This window comes from Haloferax gibbonsii (assembly GCF_001190965.1).
GTDB classification, from domain to species: Archaea; Halobacteriota; Halobacteria; order Halobacteriales; family Haloferacaceae; genus Haloferax; species Haloferax gibbonsii.
This window is the reverse complement of the sequence record NZ_CP011947.1, coordinates 544,833-560,828: the sequence shown is the minus strand read 5'-3', so window position 1 is coordinate 560,828 and position 15,996 is coordinate 544,833. Positions and strand designations below refer to the sequence as shown.

Here is a 15,996-nt window from a genome sequence, read left to right as displayed (position 1 = left end):
ACGTGAGTAGCATGACGAATCTCTCGCCACGACTCTCTACGGGTATCTCCGGACTCGATACAGTGCTGGACGGTGGGCTACTGCCGAACCGGACGTACATGGTCCGTGGAGCGTCCGGGGCGGGAAAGACCATCGTCGGCTACCACTTCCTGTCCGCCGGGGTCGAACGCGGCGAAGACGTGCTTTTCATCTCCTTCGAGGAGTCCGCGGCCGACCTCCGAGCGAACGCCGAGACGCTCGGGTTCGACCTCGCCGCGGTGCCGATTCTCGACCTGAGTCCGTCGCCCGAGGCGTTCCTCGACGACGAGGCGTACACGATGCTGTCGCCGAGCGAGGTCGAAGGGAAATCGACGACGGCCGAACTGAAAGCGGCAATCGAGGAACGCGAACCCGACAGGGTGGTCATCGACCCGCTGAGCCAACTCGGCCGGCTCTCGTCGGACAAGCACCAGTTCCGTCGACTCGTCTCGTCGCTCCTGAGCTACCTCAAGCAGTCGGGGACGACGACGATGTTCACGAGCCAGCCGTCGAGCGACGACACCGACGAGACGCTCGCGTACCTCTGTGACGGGTCGCTGTCGCTCCTGCGGTCCGAGGAGGGACGGTCGGTTCGCGTCGAGAAGTTCCGCGGGTCGGACTCCCAGACGGGGCCGCACGCCATGCGAATCGACGGCGACCACGGCATACGCGTCTTCCCGCGCCTCGTTCCCGGGTCGCACCACCGCGAGTTCGCCATCGAACCGCTCTCGTCCGGCATCGACGACCTCGACACTCTGCTCGGCGGCGGCATCGAGCGCGGGAGCATCACGCTCATCAGCGGCCCGAGCGGCGTCGGGAAATCGACCACCGGAGCCGCGTTCGCGCGGGCGACCGCCGACCGCGGCGAGCGCGCCGCGGTCTACCTCTTCGAAGAGAGCAAATCGAGCTTCCGGCACCGCTCCAAGTCCATCGGCATCCCGATAGACGACCTCGTCGAGTCGGGGAACCTCCGGGTCGACGCCGTCGAACCGCTCTCGATTTCGACCGACGAGTTCGCCCACCGAGTCCGCGCCGAGGTCGAGGCGAACGGCACGGAGTTCGTGATGATAGACGGCACGGCCGGCTACCAACTCAGCCTCACCGACGAGCGAAGCGACATCCGCCGCGAACTCCACGCGCTGGCGCGGTACCTCAAGAACATGGGCGTCACCGTCGTGCTGACCGAGGAGGTACAGCAGGTCACCGGCGCGTTCCACGCCTCCGACAACCACGTGAGCTACCTCGCGGACAACATCCTGTTCATCCGGTACATCGAGGTGCGCGGCGAGATTCGCAAGGCCATCGGCGTCCTGAAAAAGCGGTTCGGCTCCTTCGAGCCGACGCTCCGGTCGTTCAAAATCGGGAGCGACGGCATCGTCGTCGGCGAACCGCTGGACGAACTCCGAGGCATCCTCACGGGGACGCCGACGTGGAACGAGGATGAGTGACCGTGAGCGAAGACGCGTCGCGGAACGACACACGTTCCGCCGGAGACGCGTCCGGGGACGAACGGATACTCCTCGCGGTCCGCGGCGCTCGCGACCGCGAGCTACTGGCTGAACTCCTCGACGCGTACGAGGTCATCGTCTGGGAACGCGGCCGCGAAAGCGGAGGCGGAGGCGAAGGCGAAGACGGAGACGAAGGTGCAGGCGAAGACCCGCTCCCGGAGTTCGACCTCTGTATCGTCGACATGGCGACGTACTCGGCCGTCGCCGACGCGCTCGCCGAGCGCAAAGCCGACGCCGACGACCGGTTCGTACCGGTGTTGTTGACGGTCGCCCAAGACGAACAGGCCGTCGCCGCGCGACGGCTCGACGACGTTCCGGACGACGTGCTCGCGGTGCCCGCGCCGAAGGCGGTCATCCGGTCGCGGGTCGAATCGCTCCTCCAGACCCGGCGGCAGTCGCTCCAACTCGCGTTGTACCGCCGCGCGATGGACAGCGCGACCGTCGGCATCACCATCACCGAGGCCGACGACGACCAGCCGCTCACGTACATCAACGACGCCTTCGAGGAGATGACCGGCTACGACCGCTCGGAGGTGCTCGGTCGGAACTGTCGGTTTCTACAGGGCGAAGAGACCGACACCGAGCCGGTCGAGCTACTCCACGAGGCGATCGAAGCCGGCGAGAGCGTCGCCGTCAGTCTCACGAACTACCGAAAGGACGGGACGCCCTTCTGGAACGAACTGAAGATATCGCCGGTGTACGAGGACGGCGAGCTCACCCACTTCGTCGGGTTCCAGACCGACGCGACCGTCCGCCACGCGCTCAAGAACCAGCTCATCCACGAGACCCAGACGCTCAAACAGCTCTTCGAGACGAGTCCGGTCGGCATCGCGGTCCTCAACGACGACGGGATTATCGTGCGCGCCAACGAGGCGGCCCAGAAGATTCTCGGCATGCGGCGGTCGGTCGTACTCGGACAGCCCTACGATGCGCCTGAGTGGCACCTCATCGACACACGCGGAGAGCCGCTCGACGACGAGGAACTCCCCTTTGACCGGGTGAGAGAGACCGGCGAGACGGTCACGAACTTCGAACACGGTATCGAACTCGGCGACGAGCGGCGGTGGGTCGTCGTCAACGCCGCCCCCTTGACTGGGAACGACGGGGAACGTATCGGTGCGATCACCGTCATCGAGGACGTGACAGCACAGAAGCGACAGGAGCGCGAACGCGAGCGATTGCTCGACCTGTTCGACCAGAGCCAGAAGATCGCCTCGGTCGGCGCGTGGGAGGTCGACGTGGAGAGCGGAGCGGTGCTGTTCACGAACGGGCTCGCGGAGCTCCTCGGCGTCGAGCCGGGGACGGTGTTCGACCTCTCGGAGGCGTTTTCGTTCTACCACCCAGAAGACGAACCCAAGGTCCGAGCGGGGTTCGAACGGCTCGTCGAAACCGGCGAAGAACAGTCACTCGAATGTCGCCTCGAAACGGCGAGCGGCGAGATGCGCTGGGTGAACGTCCGCGGCGTCGCGACGCAGGAGACCGACGCGACCGTCTTCCGGGGAACCGTCCAAGACATCACCGAGCGAAAGGCCCGGTCGAGAGAGCTCGAACGCTACGAGCGCATCGTCGAGACGGCCACGGACCCGATTTACACGCTGGACGACAACCTCCGGTTCGTCCTCGCGAACAGTGCGACCGCTGATCTGCTGGGCCGCGACCCTGTCGACCTCGTCGGCGAACACGTCTCGACGGTGTTCGGCGAGCGGCACTCGCAAGCGCTGTTAGAATCCATCGCGTCGCTTCTTGCGGGCGACAGCGACAAAGAGACCATGGAGACAGTCGTCGTCGACCGAGACGGTTCCGAGCGACAGTTCCAGACGACTATCACGGCGAAGTCCTCCGAAGACGGATTCGATGGTATCGTCTGTGTCGGTCGCGACGTGACCGACCTCCATGAGCACGAACGCCGACTGTCCGTCCTCGACCGCGTCATCAGACACAACCTCCGAAACAAGATGAACATCGCGCAGGCGCATGCGACGATGCTACTCGAAGGCACCGATGACGACCGCGTTCGGGAGTCGGCGGCGGCCATCGAGCGGGCGACGAGCGAACTCCTCTCGCTCGCCGAGACAGCGCGGAAGTTCAGCTCCGCACTCGACCCCGGCGTGGCCGAACGAGTGCAATCCCAGAACGTCGCCGACTGCGTTCGCAACGTGGTCGAGGGCGCGCGGCTCAGCTACCCCGCAGCGACCATCACCGTCGACGCGCCGGACGTCGCGAACGCGCGAGCCCACACGACGTTCGAACTCGCGGTGAACGAACTCGTCGATAACGCCGTCGTTTACGGCGGTGACGAGGTCGAAATCCATCTCTCGGTCACCGACGACGACGGCCCGGAGCAGGTGGTCATCCGCGTCGCCGACAACGGACCGGGAATCCCACCACTCGAACGCGAATCGCTCAACTCCGGACGGGAATCACCGCTCCAGCACACGAACGGGCTCGGTCTCTGGTTCGTCCGCTGGGCGGTGACGAACAGCAACGGCTCGATGGAAATCATGGACAACCAACCGAACGGGACGGTCATCGAGCTTCGACTGCCGAGAGCCTAACGCCGAGGCTTCGCTCGGCGGACTCAGGCGACGGCGGAGACGGCCGTACCGACCGTCGTCGCCCCGAGCATCACGCCGAGTCCGAACCCGAGAATCCGGGCCATCGCCCGCCGAGCGTCCGCTTCCGTCCACCCCGTTCCGGTGTCGAGGTGCGTCTGCATCGACTCGATACCGCGGCCGAGCGCGACCGCCCCGGACCAGCCGAGGAGGCCGAATCCGAACGCGAGCGAGCCGAGCGCGAACGTCGTCTCGACGCTCCCCGCGAAATCACCGACGACCAGCGTGGCGACCAGCCAGACGGCGGCGACGAGCGCGCCCGCGAGGGCCGCGGTGCCGACGAGGCGAAGGCGAACGGCCGCCCGTTCAAGCGCGGGGGGCGCGTCCGCGTCCGCCGGCTCCGGTGGCGCTGACACGGTCGGTCAGTCGACCGCTTCGCGCATCCGCGGGTCGAGCGCGTCGCGCATGCCGTCGCCGAGGAGGTTGAACCCCAGCACGGTGAGCGCGAGGAAGAACCCGGGGAAGAACGACCACCACCAGACGCCCGTGAGGAGGCCCTGACTCACGCCGTTCGAGAGCATGAGCCCCCACGAGGGCGTCCCGGCCTCGGCACCGAAGCCGAGGAACGACAGCGCCGCGAGGTCGATGATTGCCAGCCCGAAGTTGAGCGTGCTCTGGACCGTGATGGGCGCGAGACAGTTCGGCAGGACGTGCCGAATCAGCACCCGCGGGTCGGCCGCGCCGAGCGCGACCGTCGCGTCGATGTACTCGTTTTCGAGCACGGTCAGCGCGGCCCCGCGGACGACGCGGGCGAACCGCGGCGTGTAGACGAGCGTCAGGGCGGCGACCGCCCGCCACAGCCCGAGTTCGTCGGGGAAGATGGCGACGAGCGCCAGCGCCAAGAGGAGCGACGGGAACGCGAGCAGCACGTCCATCGTCCGCATGATGACGTTGTCGGTCACGTCGCTGTAGTAGGCCGCGACGATGCCGAGACCGACGCCGAGGACGGTCGAGGCGGCGACCGTGACGGTGCCGAACAGCATCGCGTACCACGCGCCGTAGGCCACCCGCGGCAGGAGGCTGCGGGCCTGCCCGTCAGTTCCGAAGGGGTAGTCGAGGCTCGGCGGGGCGCGGTTCGGGTTCGTCCCGAGTTGCGACTGCGTGATGACCTCGAGGTCCAAGAACAGCCGCGCGTACAGCGCGATGACCACCATCGCGACGATGATGGCGATGCCGGCGAGCGCGAGGCGGTTCGACAGCAGTCGGGAGACGAACGGCGACGCGGTCAGGCGGTCGATGAGCCCGCGCTGGTCGACGTCCGCCGCCGTCTCGTTCGTGGTCGTGGTCGTGGTTTCCGTGCTCATTGTTCGATCCTCGGGTCAAGGATGGAGTAGGTGATGTCGACGCCGAGGTTGACCAGCGTGAACAGGAACGCGAAGGTCAGGACCGTCCCCTGGACGATGGGGTAGTCGCCGACCTTGATGGCCTCGACCAGGAGCGTCCCGATGCCGCCGATGGCGAACACCGTCTCCGTGAGTACTGCGCCGCCGAGCAGGCCACCGAACTGGATACCGATGACCGTGATGACGGGAATCATCGCGTTGCGGAAGCCGTGTTTCAGGACCGTTATCTTCGCGCCTTGGCCCTTCGCGCGGGCGGTCCGCATGTAGTCCTGCCGGATGACCTCCAGCATCGACGAGCGCATCATCCGGGAGATGAGCGCCATCGAGTAGACGCCGATGACCGACGCCGGGAGAATCATGTGGCGGACCGCGGAGACGAACATCTCCCAGTTGCCCGCGAGGAGCGTGTCGACCGTGACGAGCCCCGTCACCCGGATGGCCTCGACGTTGTAGAGGACCGAGATGCGGCCGCTCGTCGGGAGCCACCCGAGCACCTGCGCGAACAGCAAGATGAGAAGCGGGCCGCTCCAGAAGATGGGCACGCTGATGCCGGCGAGCGCGCCGATACGGGTCAGGTGGTCCGTGATGCTGTCCTGCTTGACGGCGCTCAGGATGCCCAGCGGGATGCCCAGCGAGATACCGATGAGCTGGCCGTAGATGGCGAGTTCGAGCGTGACCGGCAGCTTGTTGGCGAGCACCTCGCGGACCGCGGTGTTCCGCTGGATGATGAACGACTCGCCGAACTGGAACTGCGCGGCATCGACGAGGAACCGCCCGTACTGCACCCAGATGGGGTCGTTCAGGCCGAGGCTCTCTTCGATCTGCCGGACGAACTCCTCGCTGGCGCGCTCGCCCGCGATGGTGAGCGCCGGGTCACCCGGCGAGAGATGCAGGATGGAAAAGACGAGCGACGCCACTCCCACCAGCACGGGGACGAGCAACAGCAGCCGCTTGAGTACGAATCGTGTGGAAATCATGAAAGTCGAGGGCGCGGTCAGTGCCTCAGTTCAGGCTGACCAGGTTGAGGTACGGACCGCTGATGGCGGCGATCTGGAACCCGCTGACGCGGTTGGAGACGCCGCGAAGCTCGTCCGCGTAGTCGAGGTAGACCCACGGGGCTTCGTCGTGTGCGATCTGGTTCGCCTCGTTGTACAGCGACTCGCGCTCGGCCTCGTCGTAGGTGCTCTGGCCCTGTTCGACGAGGTCCATGTAGTCGCGGTTCGCCCACGCCGAGCGGTTACTGGTGTTGTAGCCTTCGGCGTCGAAGCTGACCCAGTCCTGTCCCTCCGTGAGTTCGCCTTCCTCTACCTGCGGGTGCAGGAGGACGTACATGAAGTTGTCCGGGTCGGCGTTGTCGGTGTACCAGCCGAGGAAACACGCGTCGTGGCGGCCCTGGGCGGTGTATTCGAGGAACGGCCCGAACGACTGCTGGTTGATATCGACCTCGATGCCGATTTCGCCGAGGTTGGACGCGACGGTCTCTGCGGTCTGAATCGGCGACGGGTTGTAGCCGCGGGGGTTCTGGAACGTCGCCAGTTCGAACGAGAAGCCGTCACCGTAGCCGGCCTCTTCGAGGAGGCGCTGGGCCTCCTCGGGGTCGTACGGGTACGGGTCGATGTCGTCGTTGTGACCGAGGACGTTCGGCGGGAGCGGCTGGCTCGCCTGCGTCGCGAAGCCCGAGTAAATCTCGTTGACGATGGCTTCGGTGTTGATGGCGTGGCTGACGGCCTGCCGGACACGGCGGTCGCGGAACTCCTCGCGGCTCGCCATGTTGAACGCCATGTAGCCGATGTTGATACCCTCGGTGCGGACGAGGTTCGCGTTGCTGGCGTTTTCGACCTGGACGGACGACTGCGCGCCGAGTCCGTCGATGATGTCGAGTTCGCCCGACGCGAGCGACTGAGCGCGCGTCGAGTTCTGTCCGATGGTGACGAAGACGACCTCGTCCACGTTCGGCCCCTCGCCCCAGTACTCGGCGTTGGCTTCGAGGCGGATGCGCTCGTTCGCGTCGTCGAGGTTGCTCAGCTGGAACGGGCCCGTGCCGACGGGGTTCGAACTGAGGTCCGTGCCGTACTCCTCGATCGCGGCGAGGGAGTGCACCGCCGCCGCGAACATCGCCAGGTTACGCAGGAACGGCGCGTACGACTGGGTCAGCTGAATCGTCATCGAGTAGTCGCCGTCGACCTGAATCTCGTCGATCCACGAGCCGAGGGTGAACGGCCCGTACGCCGAGACGTAGTCGTCGCCGGCGTAGTACTCGTAGTCGCTGTCGACGAAGCGGCGATACGTCGCCACGAAGTCCTCCGCCGTGAACTCCTCGCCGTTGTGGAACATCACGCCCTCGCGGAGCGTGATGGAGGCCGACTGGCCCTCAAGGGAGTACTCGGTGGCGAGTCCCTGCGTCAGCGTGGACTGGCCCGGCTCGAAGTTGATGAGCGTGTCGTAGAGCTGTTCGGTCACCTTCGCGACCTCGCCGCTCGTGCTGTTCTGGAAGTCGAGCGTCGGCGAGTGGCTGCCGCGACCGTAGCGGAGGACCGACGTCGACCCGCCGTCTTCGGTCTCCGTCTCGGTCTGGTCCGTCTCGCCCTCACCGGTCGTCTCACCGGATTCGGTGGTGGTGTCCTCACCGCCGCCGCCGGAACAGCCCGCGAGTCCGGCCGTCGCTGCAGCAGCTCCTGCGGCCGTCAGGAACCGACGCCGCGAAACATCATTGCCATCTTGTGACATACGTGTATCTATCAATGGCTACCTATAAAAATAACGAAGCGCTGAAGCGAGGAACGAGAGACACCGTCGACCTGTTCCGGTAAAAATACGAGACAATCAAAAAACGTCGAATAGGTGACGAGAGGCCGTATAGGCCCCGACGCGCCGCCTATTCGTCTACGAGGTGACACGCCGCGGGGTGCGCTTGCTCGCCCAGTTCGGGCGCGTCGCGCTCGCAGACGCTCTCGAATCGCTCGCGGAGAATCTCGCTCGCCTCGTCCCAGTCGTCGGCGACGACGCGTTCGAGCGCGCGGTCGACGACGCCCCGGAGTTCGGGCGACAGCGTGTGCGACAGATGCGACTCGCGGAGTTCGTCCACGACGGCGTCCGCGTCGGCGGTGCCGCCGTCGGCGCTCACCGTCGCTTCGGCGCTCGGGTCGCCCGCGTCCAGCGCCGCGTCGCGGGCGGTCTCGACGTCCAGCGACTCGCGCTCGACGCGCTGGCGGAGGTCCATCACCTCGCGGTAGGCCGCCTGCTCGATGTCGAGGTCCGCCGGCGGGATGACCTGCGGACACCGCGTCCGGAAGTGGCAGCCCGACGGCGGGTTGATGGGGCTCGGCACGTCGCCTTCGAGGATGATGCGGTCGTCGGTCTCGGCGGCCGGGTCGGGCTCCGGAATCGCCGACAGCAACGCCTGCGTGTAGGGGTGTCGCGGGTCGTCGAACAGCTCGTCGGTCGCCGCGACCTCCACGATTTCGCCGAGGTACATCACGGCGACGCGGTCGGAGATGTGGCGAACCACAGAGAGGTCGTGGGCGATAAAGAGGTACGTCAGCCCGAAGCGCTCCTGGAGGTCTTCGAGCAGGTTGAGAATCTGCGCCTGCACGGACACGTCGAGCGCCGACACCGGCTCGTCGGCGACGATGAAGTCGGGGTCGACCGCGAGCGCGCGGGCGATGCCGACGCGCTGGCGCTGGCCGCCCGAGAGTTCGTGCGGGTAGCGGTCGTACTGGCCGACTTCGAGGCCGACCGCGTCGAGCAGTTGGTGGACCCGGCGACGGCGGCGCTCGCTGGTCGAGTCGCCCGGCGTGACGCGGACGGTGACGCCCGAGACGACGTCACCCTCGCGCTCGACTTCGACCTCGGCGCGGAGCCGCTCTTCGACGGCCACGTCGACCTCGCCGTCGGCGACCGTGACGGTCACGGTGGCCGTTGCGACGCCGTTCGAGGAGCCGACGATGGCGTCGATCTCGTCGCTCGCGGTGACCGAGACGCGCTCGGCGTCGATGCCGGTCACGGTGACGTCGGCCTCGCCGCGCACGTCCGGGTCGGACACGGGGAGGTCGTGGACGTCGAGCGGCTCGCGGATGGTCTGGCCGACGGTCATCCGCGGGTCCAGCGACGACAGCGGGTCCTGGAAGATCATCTGCATGTCGCGGCGCATCGCGCGGAGTTCGTCGCTGTCGAGCCCGGAGAGGTCCGTCCCCGAGAAGACGACGCGCCCGCCGGTCGGCGGCGTCAGGTGCAGGAGGCTCCGCCCGGCGGTGGACTTCCCGCAGCCGGACTCGCCGACCAAGCCGAGCGTCTCGCCCTCGTAGACCGTGAAGTCGATGCCGTCGACCGCCTTCACGCTCCGGTCGTCGGCCCCGAGGAAGCGGTCGAGGATGCCGTCGGCCTGCTCGTAGTACTTCTGCATGCCGTCGACTTCGAGCAGCGGCGTGTCGGAGGGCTCGGTGCCCGTCGACGATTCGATGGCGTCCCCGCCGTACTCGTCGGTGTCGAAGTCGTCGAGGATGCACTTCGAGCGGTGGTCCACGGCGTCGTCGCCGTGTTGCTTGTACGGAATCTCGCCCGAGGTACACTCCGGCTGGGCCCACGGACACCGGGGCGCGAAGTGGCACCCTTCGGGCATGTCGATGAGGTCCGGCACGTTGCCCTCGATGGGCGTCAGGCGCTCTTTTTCCTCGCTCGGGAGCGATTCGAGGAGCGTGTACGTGTAGGGGTGCGAGGGGTTGTGGAAGATTTCCTCGACCGGCCCCTCCTCGACGATTTCACCGGCGTACATGACCGCGACCCGGTCGCACGTCTCGGCGACGACGCCGAGGTCGTGGGTGATCATGAGCACCGACATGCCGAGGTCCTCCTGCAGGTCGTCGATGAGGTCGAGAATCTGCGCTTGAATGGTCACGTCGAGCGCGGTCGTCGGCTCGTCGGCGACGAGCACGCGCGGCTGACAGGCGAGCGCGATGGCGATGAGAACGCGCTGGCGCATCCCGCCGGAGAACTCGTGGGGGTACTCGTCGACCCGCGCGCCGGGTTCGGGGATGCCGACCGATTCGAGCACGTCGATAGTCCGCTCGACGACTTCGTCGTCGATGTCGCGGCTGATGCGGGGGAGCAGTTCGCGGACCGCGTTGAACCACGAGTCCTTGCGGCGACCGCCGTACTGGTGGAGTCGGAGGCTCTCTGCGACCTGCTCGCCGACCGTCAGCGAGGGGTTCAGCGAGGTCATCGGGTCCTGGAAGATCATCCCGAGTTCGCGCCCGCGGACGGCCCGCAGCGCCTCCTCGGGGGCGTCGACGAGGTTGACGACGTCGCCGTCGACGAAGGCGGGGTTGGTGTACTCCTCGCGGAACTCCTCGGCGAGTCGGGCGCTCTCGAGTTCGACCGACCCGGAGACGATTTCGCCGGGGTCGTCGACGAGTCCCATCGCCGACAACGCCGTCACACTCTTTCCGGACCCGGATTCGCCGACCAGTCCGACCGTCTCGCCCTCGCCGACCGTGAGGTCGAGGCCGTCGACGGCCTTGACCCGACCCCGGCCGGTCGAGAACTGGGTTCGAAGGTCCGAAAGAGAGAGTAGATTCCTCATTGACTGGGAATGACCTGCATGGCGTGAAATACCTTTTCAATTTTTGCCAATTGATACGTGGGAAACATAATGCTGAATCGCCTGCGGTCGCCCGCGTGACGCGCGAAAGCGCGCGACGGCGGCGGGAGAAGCCAAAGTTTAGGTAGCGGACTCCGACACCATGCCGCATGGAAGAACATCCGCTCTCGGACGAGTCGGGCACGTGGGAGACGGTGGTCGAAGAGTGCGAGGCGCTCGCCGACGACTATCGGGAGCGAGACTGGACGGTCGTCGTCGCCCTGCCGGGGGACGTGGTCCCGGTCCCCGGAGCGGGCGACGAAGTCGTCGACCACGTCGGCCTCGACGTGGTCGTCGGCGACGACGTCTATCCCGACCTCGAAGCCGCCGTCACGGGCGCGACGTTCGACGAGTACGAGGCGTTCCGCGCGGTCACCGGCGGCCTCGTCTACCTCGCGCTCGTCGTCCGCGCCACCGACGACGAAGTCGCCGTCTGCCTCCCCTTGTACTACCGCCTCGCGGAGTCCGAACGCATGTTCTCGCTCCTCGACGCCGGCGAGACGATGCGGACGAAGGTCCACCCGCTGGACCCCGACAAGGGCGTCGAGTTCGTCCACGAGGACCCCGACCCGCTCCTCCCGCCGGACTGGGACGCCGATTTGTCGGACGAGTTCGCCTAGTCGTCGCGTCGCCGACCGTCGAAGACGCTTTTTTTCCGCTGTGGAACTTGTTCTCCGTCAGGCCCGCGGCGCGATATTCTGATTCACCCGGAACAGGTTCTCCGGGTCGTACTGGCGTTTCAGTTCGACCAACCGGTCGTAGTTGTCCCCGAAGGCGGCTCGAACTCGTTCGTTCCCCTCGCGGCTGAGGAAGTTCACGGAGACGCCGTCGGAGAGGTGCGGAGCCATCGCCGCGAAGAACTCCCGCGTCCACGCGACGTGTTCGTCGTCCTCGGAGGCGTCGGTCCATCGGGTGAAGATGTTGAACGAGTAGCCAGCGTCGCGGTGGGCATACGCGGACGCGTCCGAATCGAGACGCGAAATCGCGCCACCCAGATGCTCGATGACGATCGACGTGTACGGCGACGTCACCGAGTTCGCGTAGTCGACGAGCGTCTCGATGGCCCCGTCGGACAGCCCGGCCTCGCTAACGAACTGTGATTTCCAGTAGTTCCGGTACCCCGGCGGGTACACGTCGTCAAAGAGTCCCTGGAACTCCGTGTACTGGCGCGGTCGAACGAGGTCGACCGTCGGCTCTTGGAACTCTCGTAGTGGCCGAATCGCACGCTCCCCGTCTTCGAGAGCGCCTGCGTAGCACAGGTAGGCGGTGACGACTCGTTCCCCACGGACGTCCGCCGGGACGAACGACGCGGACGGCGCGGTCCTAACCGAGGCGTAACAGCAGAGTTCGTCGGGGGCCGATGCCGTGAACTCCCGGTGGAACCGCAGGAGGTCGCCGGCGACCTCGAACGGGTAGACGAGCACCCCCGCGAGGACCATCGGCCCGACCTCGTGAAGGCGAAACTCGAAGTCGGTCACGACGCCGAAGTTGCCGCCGCCGCCGCGGATTCCCCAAAAGAGGTCCTCGTGTTCGTCTTCGCTCGCGTGGCGTACCTCGCCATCGGCCGTAACGACCTCGACCGACCGGAGGGAGTCGATAGTGAGCCCATAGGAACGACTGAGCCATCCCCACCCGCCGCCGAGAGTCAACCCGGCGAGGCCCGTCTCCGAGATAATTCCGGCCGGCGCGGCGAGGCCGTGGACCTGCGTCGCCCGGTCGAACTCCCCGACGGTGACACCCGGTTCGACGCGGGCGGTGTTGGTCTCGACATCGACCTGAATCTCCGTCATCGACGAGCAGTCGATCAGCAGCCCACCGTCACAGACGCCGTGTCCGGCGATGTTGTGGCCCCCGCCTTGGACCGCGACTGCCAGCCCGTACTGGCGAGCGAATGTGACGGCAGCGACGACGTCGTTCGTGTCCGCTGGCCGGACGACGACGGCGGGATACCGGTCGATCATCGCGTTCCATACCGTGCGGGCCTCCTCGTAGCCGTCCGCTTCCGGACCGAGTGCATCGCCGCGGAGACGAGCGTCGAGGTCGCGGATAGTGGCGTCGTCCACCGCTGGGTAAGACCGGTCCATAACGTATCTTCAGACGTTGTCCGTCGGAATAGGCATTCCTCAGCGAAACAGGAAGTAGTTCAAGACGTACTGACGAGTGGCGAGGTCCACCTCGCCCGCTCGCCGTCAGTCTCGGTCGATTCGGGGTCGATGCGTCCTCTCGTCCGGAGGAGTGCGTTCAGTTCGGACGGGCTGAACGTGAGCGCCTCGCAGACGACACACGCCTCGGGGGCCGTCGGCGACGCGGTCGCGTGGACGACGCCGCAGTGCTGGCACACGTGCAGGTGGTTTCTGTCTCCCATATGCACCCTCACAGAGGCGCTCGGACCATGTCATGATGCTTCCTGCCGAAACCACAGGGGGTGTGAGAGTTTCACCAGGTGAGCACGTCATATCTGCAACGCCGGTCGAGCCAAACGTCACGAAATCCGGCGATGCGCGCCGTGTCTCACGAGTGACGCGAACAGCTATGCGCACGGCGTGCTATACTATACCATGGACGAGGCGCTCGACGATATCAGGTACCTCGCGGACTCGCAGCACCGTCCGGTGGTGATTCGGATGCTCGCCGAGGGCCGGTGCTCCAGGGCGGCGCTTCGGGAGGCGACCGGTGCCTCGTCGGCCACCATCGGCCGCATCGTACAGGCGTTCGAAGAGCGTGGCTGGCTCGTCCGCGACGGCTCTCACTACTCGTTGACGCCGCTCGGCAGGTTCGTCGCAGCGTCGTTCGCGCGATTTCACGGTGACATGGCGGTCGCACGCGAGTTGAACGAACTCCTCCCGTACGTACCGCTCGAGGAGATTGGCGTCAGCGTCGAGCAGCTGACCGACGCGACCGTCACGCACGCAACGCAGTACAATCCGTTCGCCGTGGTCTCTCGCGTGCGGGAGCTCGAACGAATCTCCGAGACTGCGCGTAGCCTCACCGACTTCTTCCCCGACCCGTGCATCGAGGGTCGATACAGGTCGATCGTCCACGGCACACAGACGTTCGAAGCGGTGTTCGCCCCGGTCGTCTTCGAGTCCGCCATGGACTCGGCGTTTCTCGACGAGTTCGAAGCCATCGTCGCCTCGGACCGTACTGACATTTACGTGTACGATGGCGAGATTTCGCACCCCGTGATGGTCCACGACGGGGTCGGCTGTCTCGTCGTGCGGAACGACGTAGACGTCTCGATCGGCATGATCGAGACGGACGACGACGTATTCCTCGAGTGGGTGACGGACGTGTTCGAGACCTATCGGGCCGATGCGACCCTGTTGACCGCTGAAGACCTCGCGGCACCGCTCGAAGACGTGCTCGCCGAGGTCTGTGGCTGAGAGACGCGAACGAACGCTTCGAACAGCAGTCTCGACTGTCCTGCGGAGAAACGCGAGCCTCAGCGAGGATTTCACCTAGTGAGCACTACGCAGCAAGAATCATGACAACACTTCGCACCGAACGTTCGGATGAAGAACTATGGAAATCGTCTTCGCCACGTTCGAATCCGAGCTAGAGCACGATGCCATCGAAGAGACCATGCGCCAGCGGGCGAAGCAGTTCCGAGCGGTGGACGGACTCGTACAGAAGTACTTCGTTCACGACCGAGAGCGCGACCGGTACGGCGCGTGTTTCATCTTCGATTCGGAGGAGTCCCGCGACGCGTACTTCGCGTCGGACCTCAGCGCCGGCGTCGGAGCGGCGTACGCCGTGAAGGGCGAGCCAGCGGTCACGAACGCCCACCTGTTGTTCCCACTCCGCGAGACCGAAGGGCTGCCAGAAACCGCGTGAGCAACCACCCAGCGCTGCGCAACACAGGTCGTATAGGCCGTACACGCTACTCCCAGAAGGACTGAATCCGCTCGCTCAGCTCCGACAGCACACGTGAAATGACATCGCGCCAGTCTCTCGCAAACGCCGTGTCCTCACCAGGCGTCGCCGCGTCCGGCGGCGGGTGGAAATGCTCGCGGTCGTTGTGGCTGTTCGGGTGTCTGTCCCACCGACATTCCCACGACCCTCCGTCACGATACTGCTCGAGATAGTGTGCACTAAAATCGTCCGTCACAAACCACCGAACACGAAGAGATGCACGCGCGACGGCCGCCGGAAAATATCTGGTGTCAAAATCAGCCACGAGGGCGTTCGGTGCGTATGATGGTCGATATTCGACGGTTGAGAATCGAGCGCTTCCACGCAACCGCCGACCAATCCGCTCCAACACATCGCTGTCGATACCGCCGGTACCGTTCGGCTCGTCCTCACGCATTGATGCTCCCAGCACGCCCGCCCGACAACTCATCGCGCCGCGCCGCATCTAACAAGGCTGCACGCTCCTCCAGCGTCTTCCACGTAGACACGGCCTCCCAACGCTCTTCGACAGACTCCTCGTGGCGCTCGTCTGCCAAGGAGACCTCATCAGGCGATGCGACGCCAAACCGTTCCCGGTACGCCTCGGCCGCATCGACCGTCTCTTTGAGCCGCTCGACAATCTCGATCTCCGAGTACTGCTGGCGGATTCGCTCGACTCTGCGCCACCGCAGATACGAATCGTTCCGCTCGTACCGAACCGGTCGCCCAGACAGTTCACGAACGATTCCCATCTCGGTAAACCACGCTAAGTAGTCCCGTGCGGTCTCCGTATCACAGTCTGCACGCTCAGCGATCACCGACACCTTCGTCGGTTCGCGCACCTGCAGGACGACATCCAGCAGACGCTCTCTCGTCGGCCCACCCTTCAGCAGTTCCCCTGGGGATTCCCACGAATCGAACGCAGGCGGTTCTTCGCCCGTGTCCGACATCTCATCGGGCGTATCAGTCGTGTCCATACACGTAGTAAC

General features: G+C 65.8%; 14 protein-coding genes. 5 read left to right on the top strand and 9 right to left on the bottom strand.

Features of this window, described 5'->3' with window-relative positions:
• Nucleotides 1–11: 11 nt before the first annotated feature.
• Nucleotides 12–1,466, top strand: coding sequence for an ATPase domain-containing protein (locus tag ABY42_RS03010; RefSeq protein WP_050458690.1), 1,455 nt, complete (start codon nucleotides 12–14; stop codon nucleotides 1,464–1,466).
• A complete protein-coding gene (locus ABY42_RS03005; protein WP_050458689.1) occupies nucleotides 1,463–4,081 on the top strand; it encodes a PAS domain S-box protein in 2,619 nt (872 codons plus the stop codon). The genes ABY42_RS03010 and ABY42_RS03005 overlap by 4 nt, the downstream gene beginning before the upstream one ends.
• Nucleotides 4,082–4,104: 23 nt before the next feature.
• On the opposite strand, the gene ABY42_RS03000 is transcribed toward ABY42_RS03005, so the two are convergent.
• The 5 genes from ABY42_RS03000 to ABY42_RS02980 all read right to left on the bottom strand — a co-directional run bounded on the left by ABY42_RS03000 (nucleotide 4,105) and on the right by ABY42_RS02980 (nucleotide 11,059).
• Nucleotides 4,105–4,494, bottom strand: a complete 390-nt coding sequence (locus ABY42_RS03000; RefSeq protein ID WP_050458688.1) for a DUF7268 family protein — start codon at nucleotides 4,492–4,494, stop codon at nucleotides 4,105–4,107.
• A 6-nt stretch (nucleotides 4,495–4,500) separates the two neighbouring features.
• Nucleotides 4,501–5,442: an ABC transporter permease gene (locus tag ABY42_RS02995; RefSeq protein ID WP_004972996.1), complete on the bottom strand. Its 942-nt coding sequence runs from the start codon at nucleotides 5,440–5,442 to the stop codon at nucleotides 4,501–4,503.
• Nucleotides 5,439–6,458, bottom strand: coding sequence for an ABC transporter permease (locus ABY42_RS02990; protein WP_004972998.1), 1,020 nt, complete (start codon nucleotides 6,456–6,458; stop codon nucleotides 5,439–5,441). Before ABY42_RS02990 ends, ABY42_RS02995 begins: the two co-directional genes overlap by 4 nt.
• 25 nt (nucleotides 6,459–6,483) lie before the next feature.
• A complete protein-coding gene (locus tag ABY42_RS02985; protein ID WP_004973000.1) occupies nucleotides 6,484–8,208 on the bottom strand; it encodes an ABC transporter substrate-binding protein in 1,725 nt (574 codons plus the stop codon).
• A gap of 148 nt (nucleotides 8,209–8,356) precedes the next feature.
• Nucleotides 8,357–11,059 carry an ABC transporter ATP-binding protein gene (locus tag ABY42_RS02980; protein ID WP_004973002.1) on the bottom strand — a complete coding sequence of 901 codons (2,703 nt, stop codon included), beginning with the start codon at nucleotides 11,057–11,059 and terminating at the stop codon, nucleotides 8,357–8,359.
• Between the two features lie 167 nt (nucleotides 11,060–11,226).
• Here ABY42_RS02980 and ABY42_RS02975 point away from each other — a divergent pair, with 167 nt between their 5' ends.
• Nucleotides 11,227–11,736 carry a DUF7529 family protein gene (locus ABY42_RS02975; RefSeq protein WP_004973004.1) on the top strand — a complete coding sequence of 170 codons (510 nt, stop codon included), beginning with the start codon at nucleotides 11,227–11,229 and terminating at the stop codon, nucleotides 11,734–11,736.
• Nucleotides 11,737–11,793: 57 nt separating this feature from the next.
• On the opposite strand, the gene ABY42_RS02970 is transcribed toward ABY42_RS02975, so the two are convergent.
• Together ABY42_RS02970 and ABY42_RS02965 are read right to left on the bottom strand one after the other, a co-directional pair.
• On the bottom strand, nucleotides 11,794–13,200 hold the full coding sequence (locus tag ABY42_RS02970; protein WP_050458687.1) for an FAD-binding oxidoreductase: 1,407 nt from the start codon (nucleotides 13,198–13,200) through the stop codon (nucleotides 11,794–11,796).
• Between the two features lie 59 nt (nucleotides 13,201–13,259).
• Nucleotides 13,260–13,481: a hypothetical protein gene (locus ABY42_RS02965; RefSeq protein ID WP_004973012.1), complete on the bottom strand. Its 222-nt coding sequence runs from the start codon at nucleotides 13,479–13,481 to the stop codon at nucleotides 13,260–13,262.
• Between the two features lie 193 nt (nucleotides 13,482–13,674).
• On the opposite strand from ABY42_RS02965, the gene ABY42_RS02960 reads away from it, so the two are divergent.
• Entirely contained in the window at nucleotides 13,675–14,499 is an 825-nt protein-coding gene (locus ABY42_RS02960) for a helix-turn-helix transcriptional regulator (protein ID WP_004973014.1), read from the top strand.
• Between the two features lie 139 nt (nucleotides 14,500–14,638).
• Nucleotides 14,639–14,950 carry a YdhR family protein gene (locus ABY42_RS02955; protein ID WP_004973017.1) on the top strand — a complete coding sequence of 104 codons (312 nt, stop codon included), beginning with the start codon at nucleotides 14,639–14,641 and terminating at the stop codon, nucleotides 14,948–14,950.
• 46 nt (nucleotides 14,951–14,996) lie between these two features.
• On the opposite strand, the gene ABY42_RS18935 is transcribed toward ABY42_RS02955, so the two are convergent.
• The gene (locus ABY42_RS18935; RefSeq protein ID WP_049904956.1) at nucleotides 14,997–15,425 is read right to left on the bottom strand and encodes a hypothetical protein; all 429 of its coding nucleotides are present in this window, start codon (nucleotides 15,423–15,425) and stop codon (nucleotides 14,997–14,999) included.
• Nucleotides 15,418–15,984, bottom strand: coding sequence for a DUF7342 family protein (locus ABY42_RS02950; RefSeq protein WP_004973018.1), 567 nt, complete (start codon nucleotides 15,982–15,984; stop codon nucleotides 15,418–15,420). Before ABY42_RS02950 ends, ABY42_RS18935 begins: the two co-directional genes overlap by 8 nt.
• Nucleotides 15,985–15,996 lie beyond the last annotated feature (12 nt).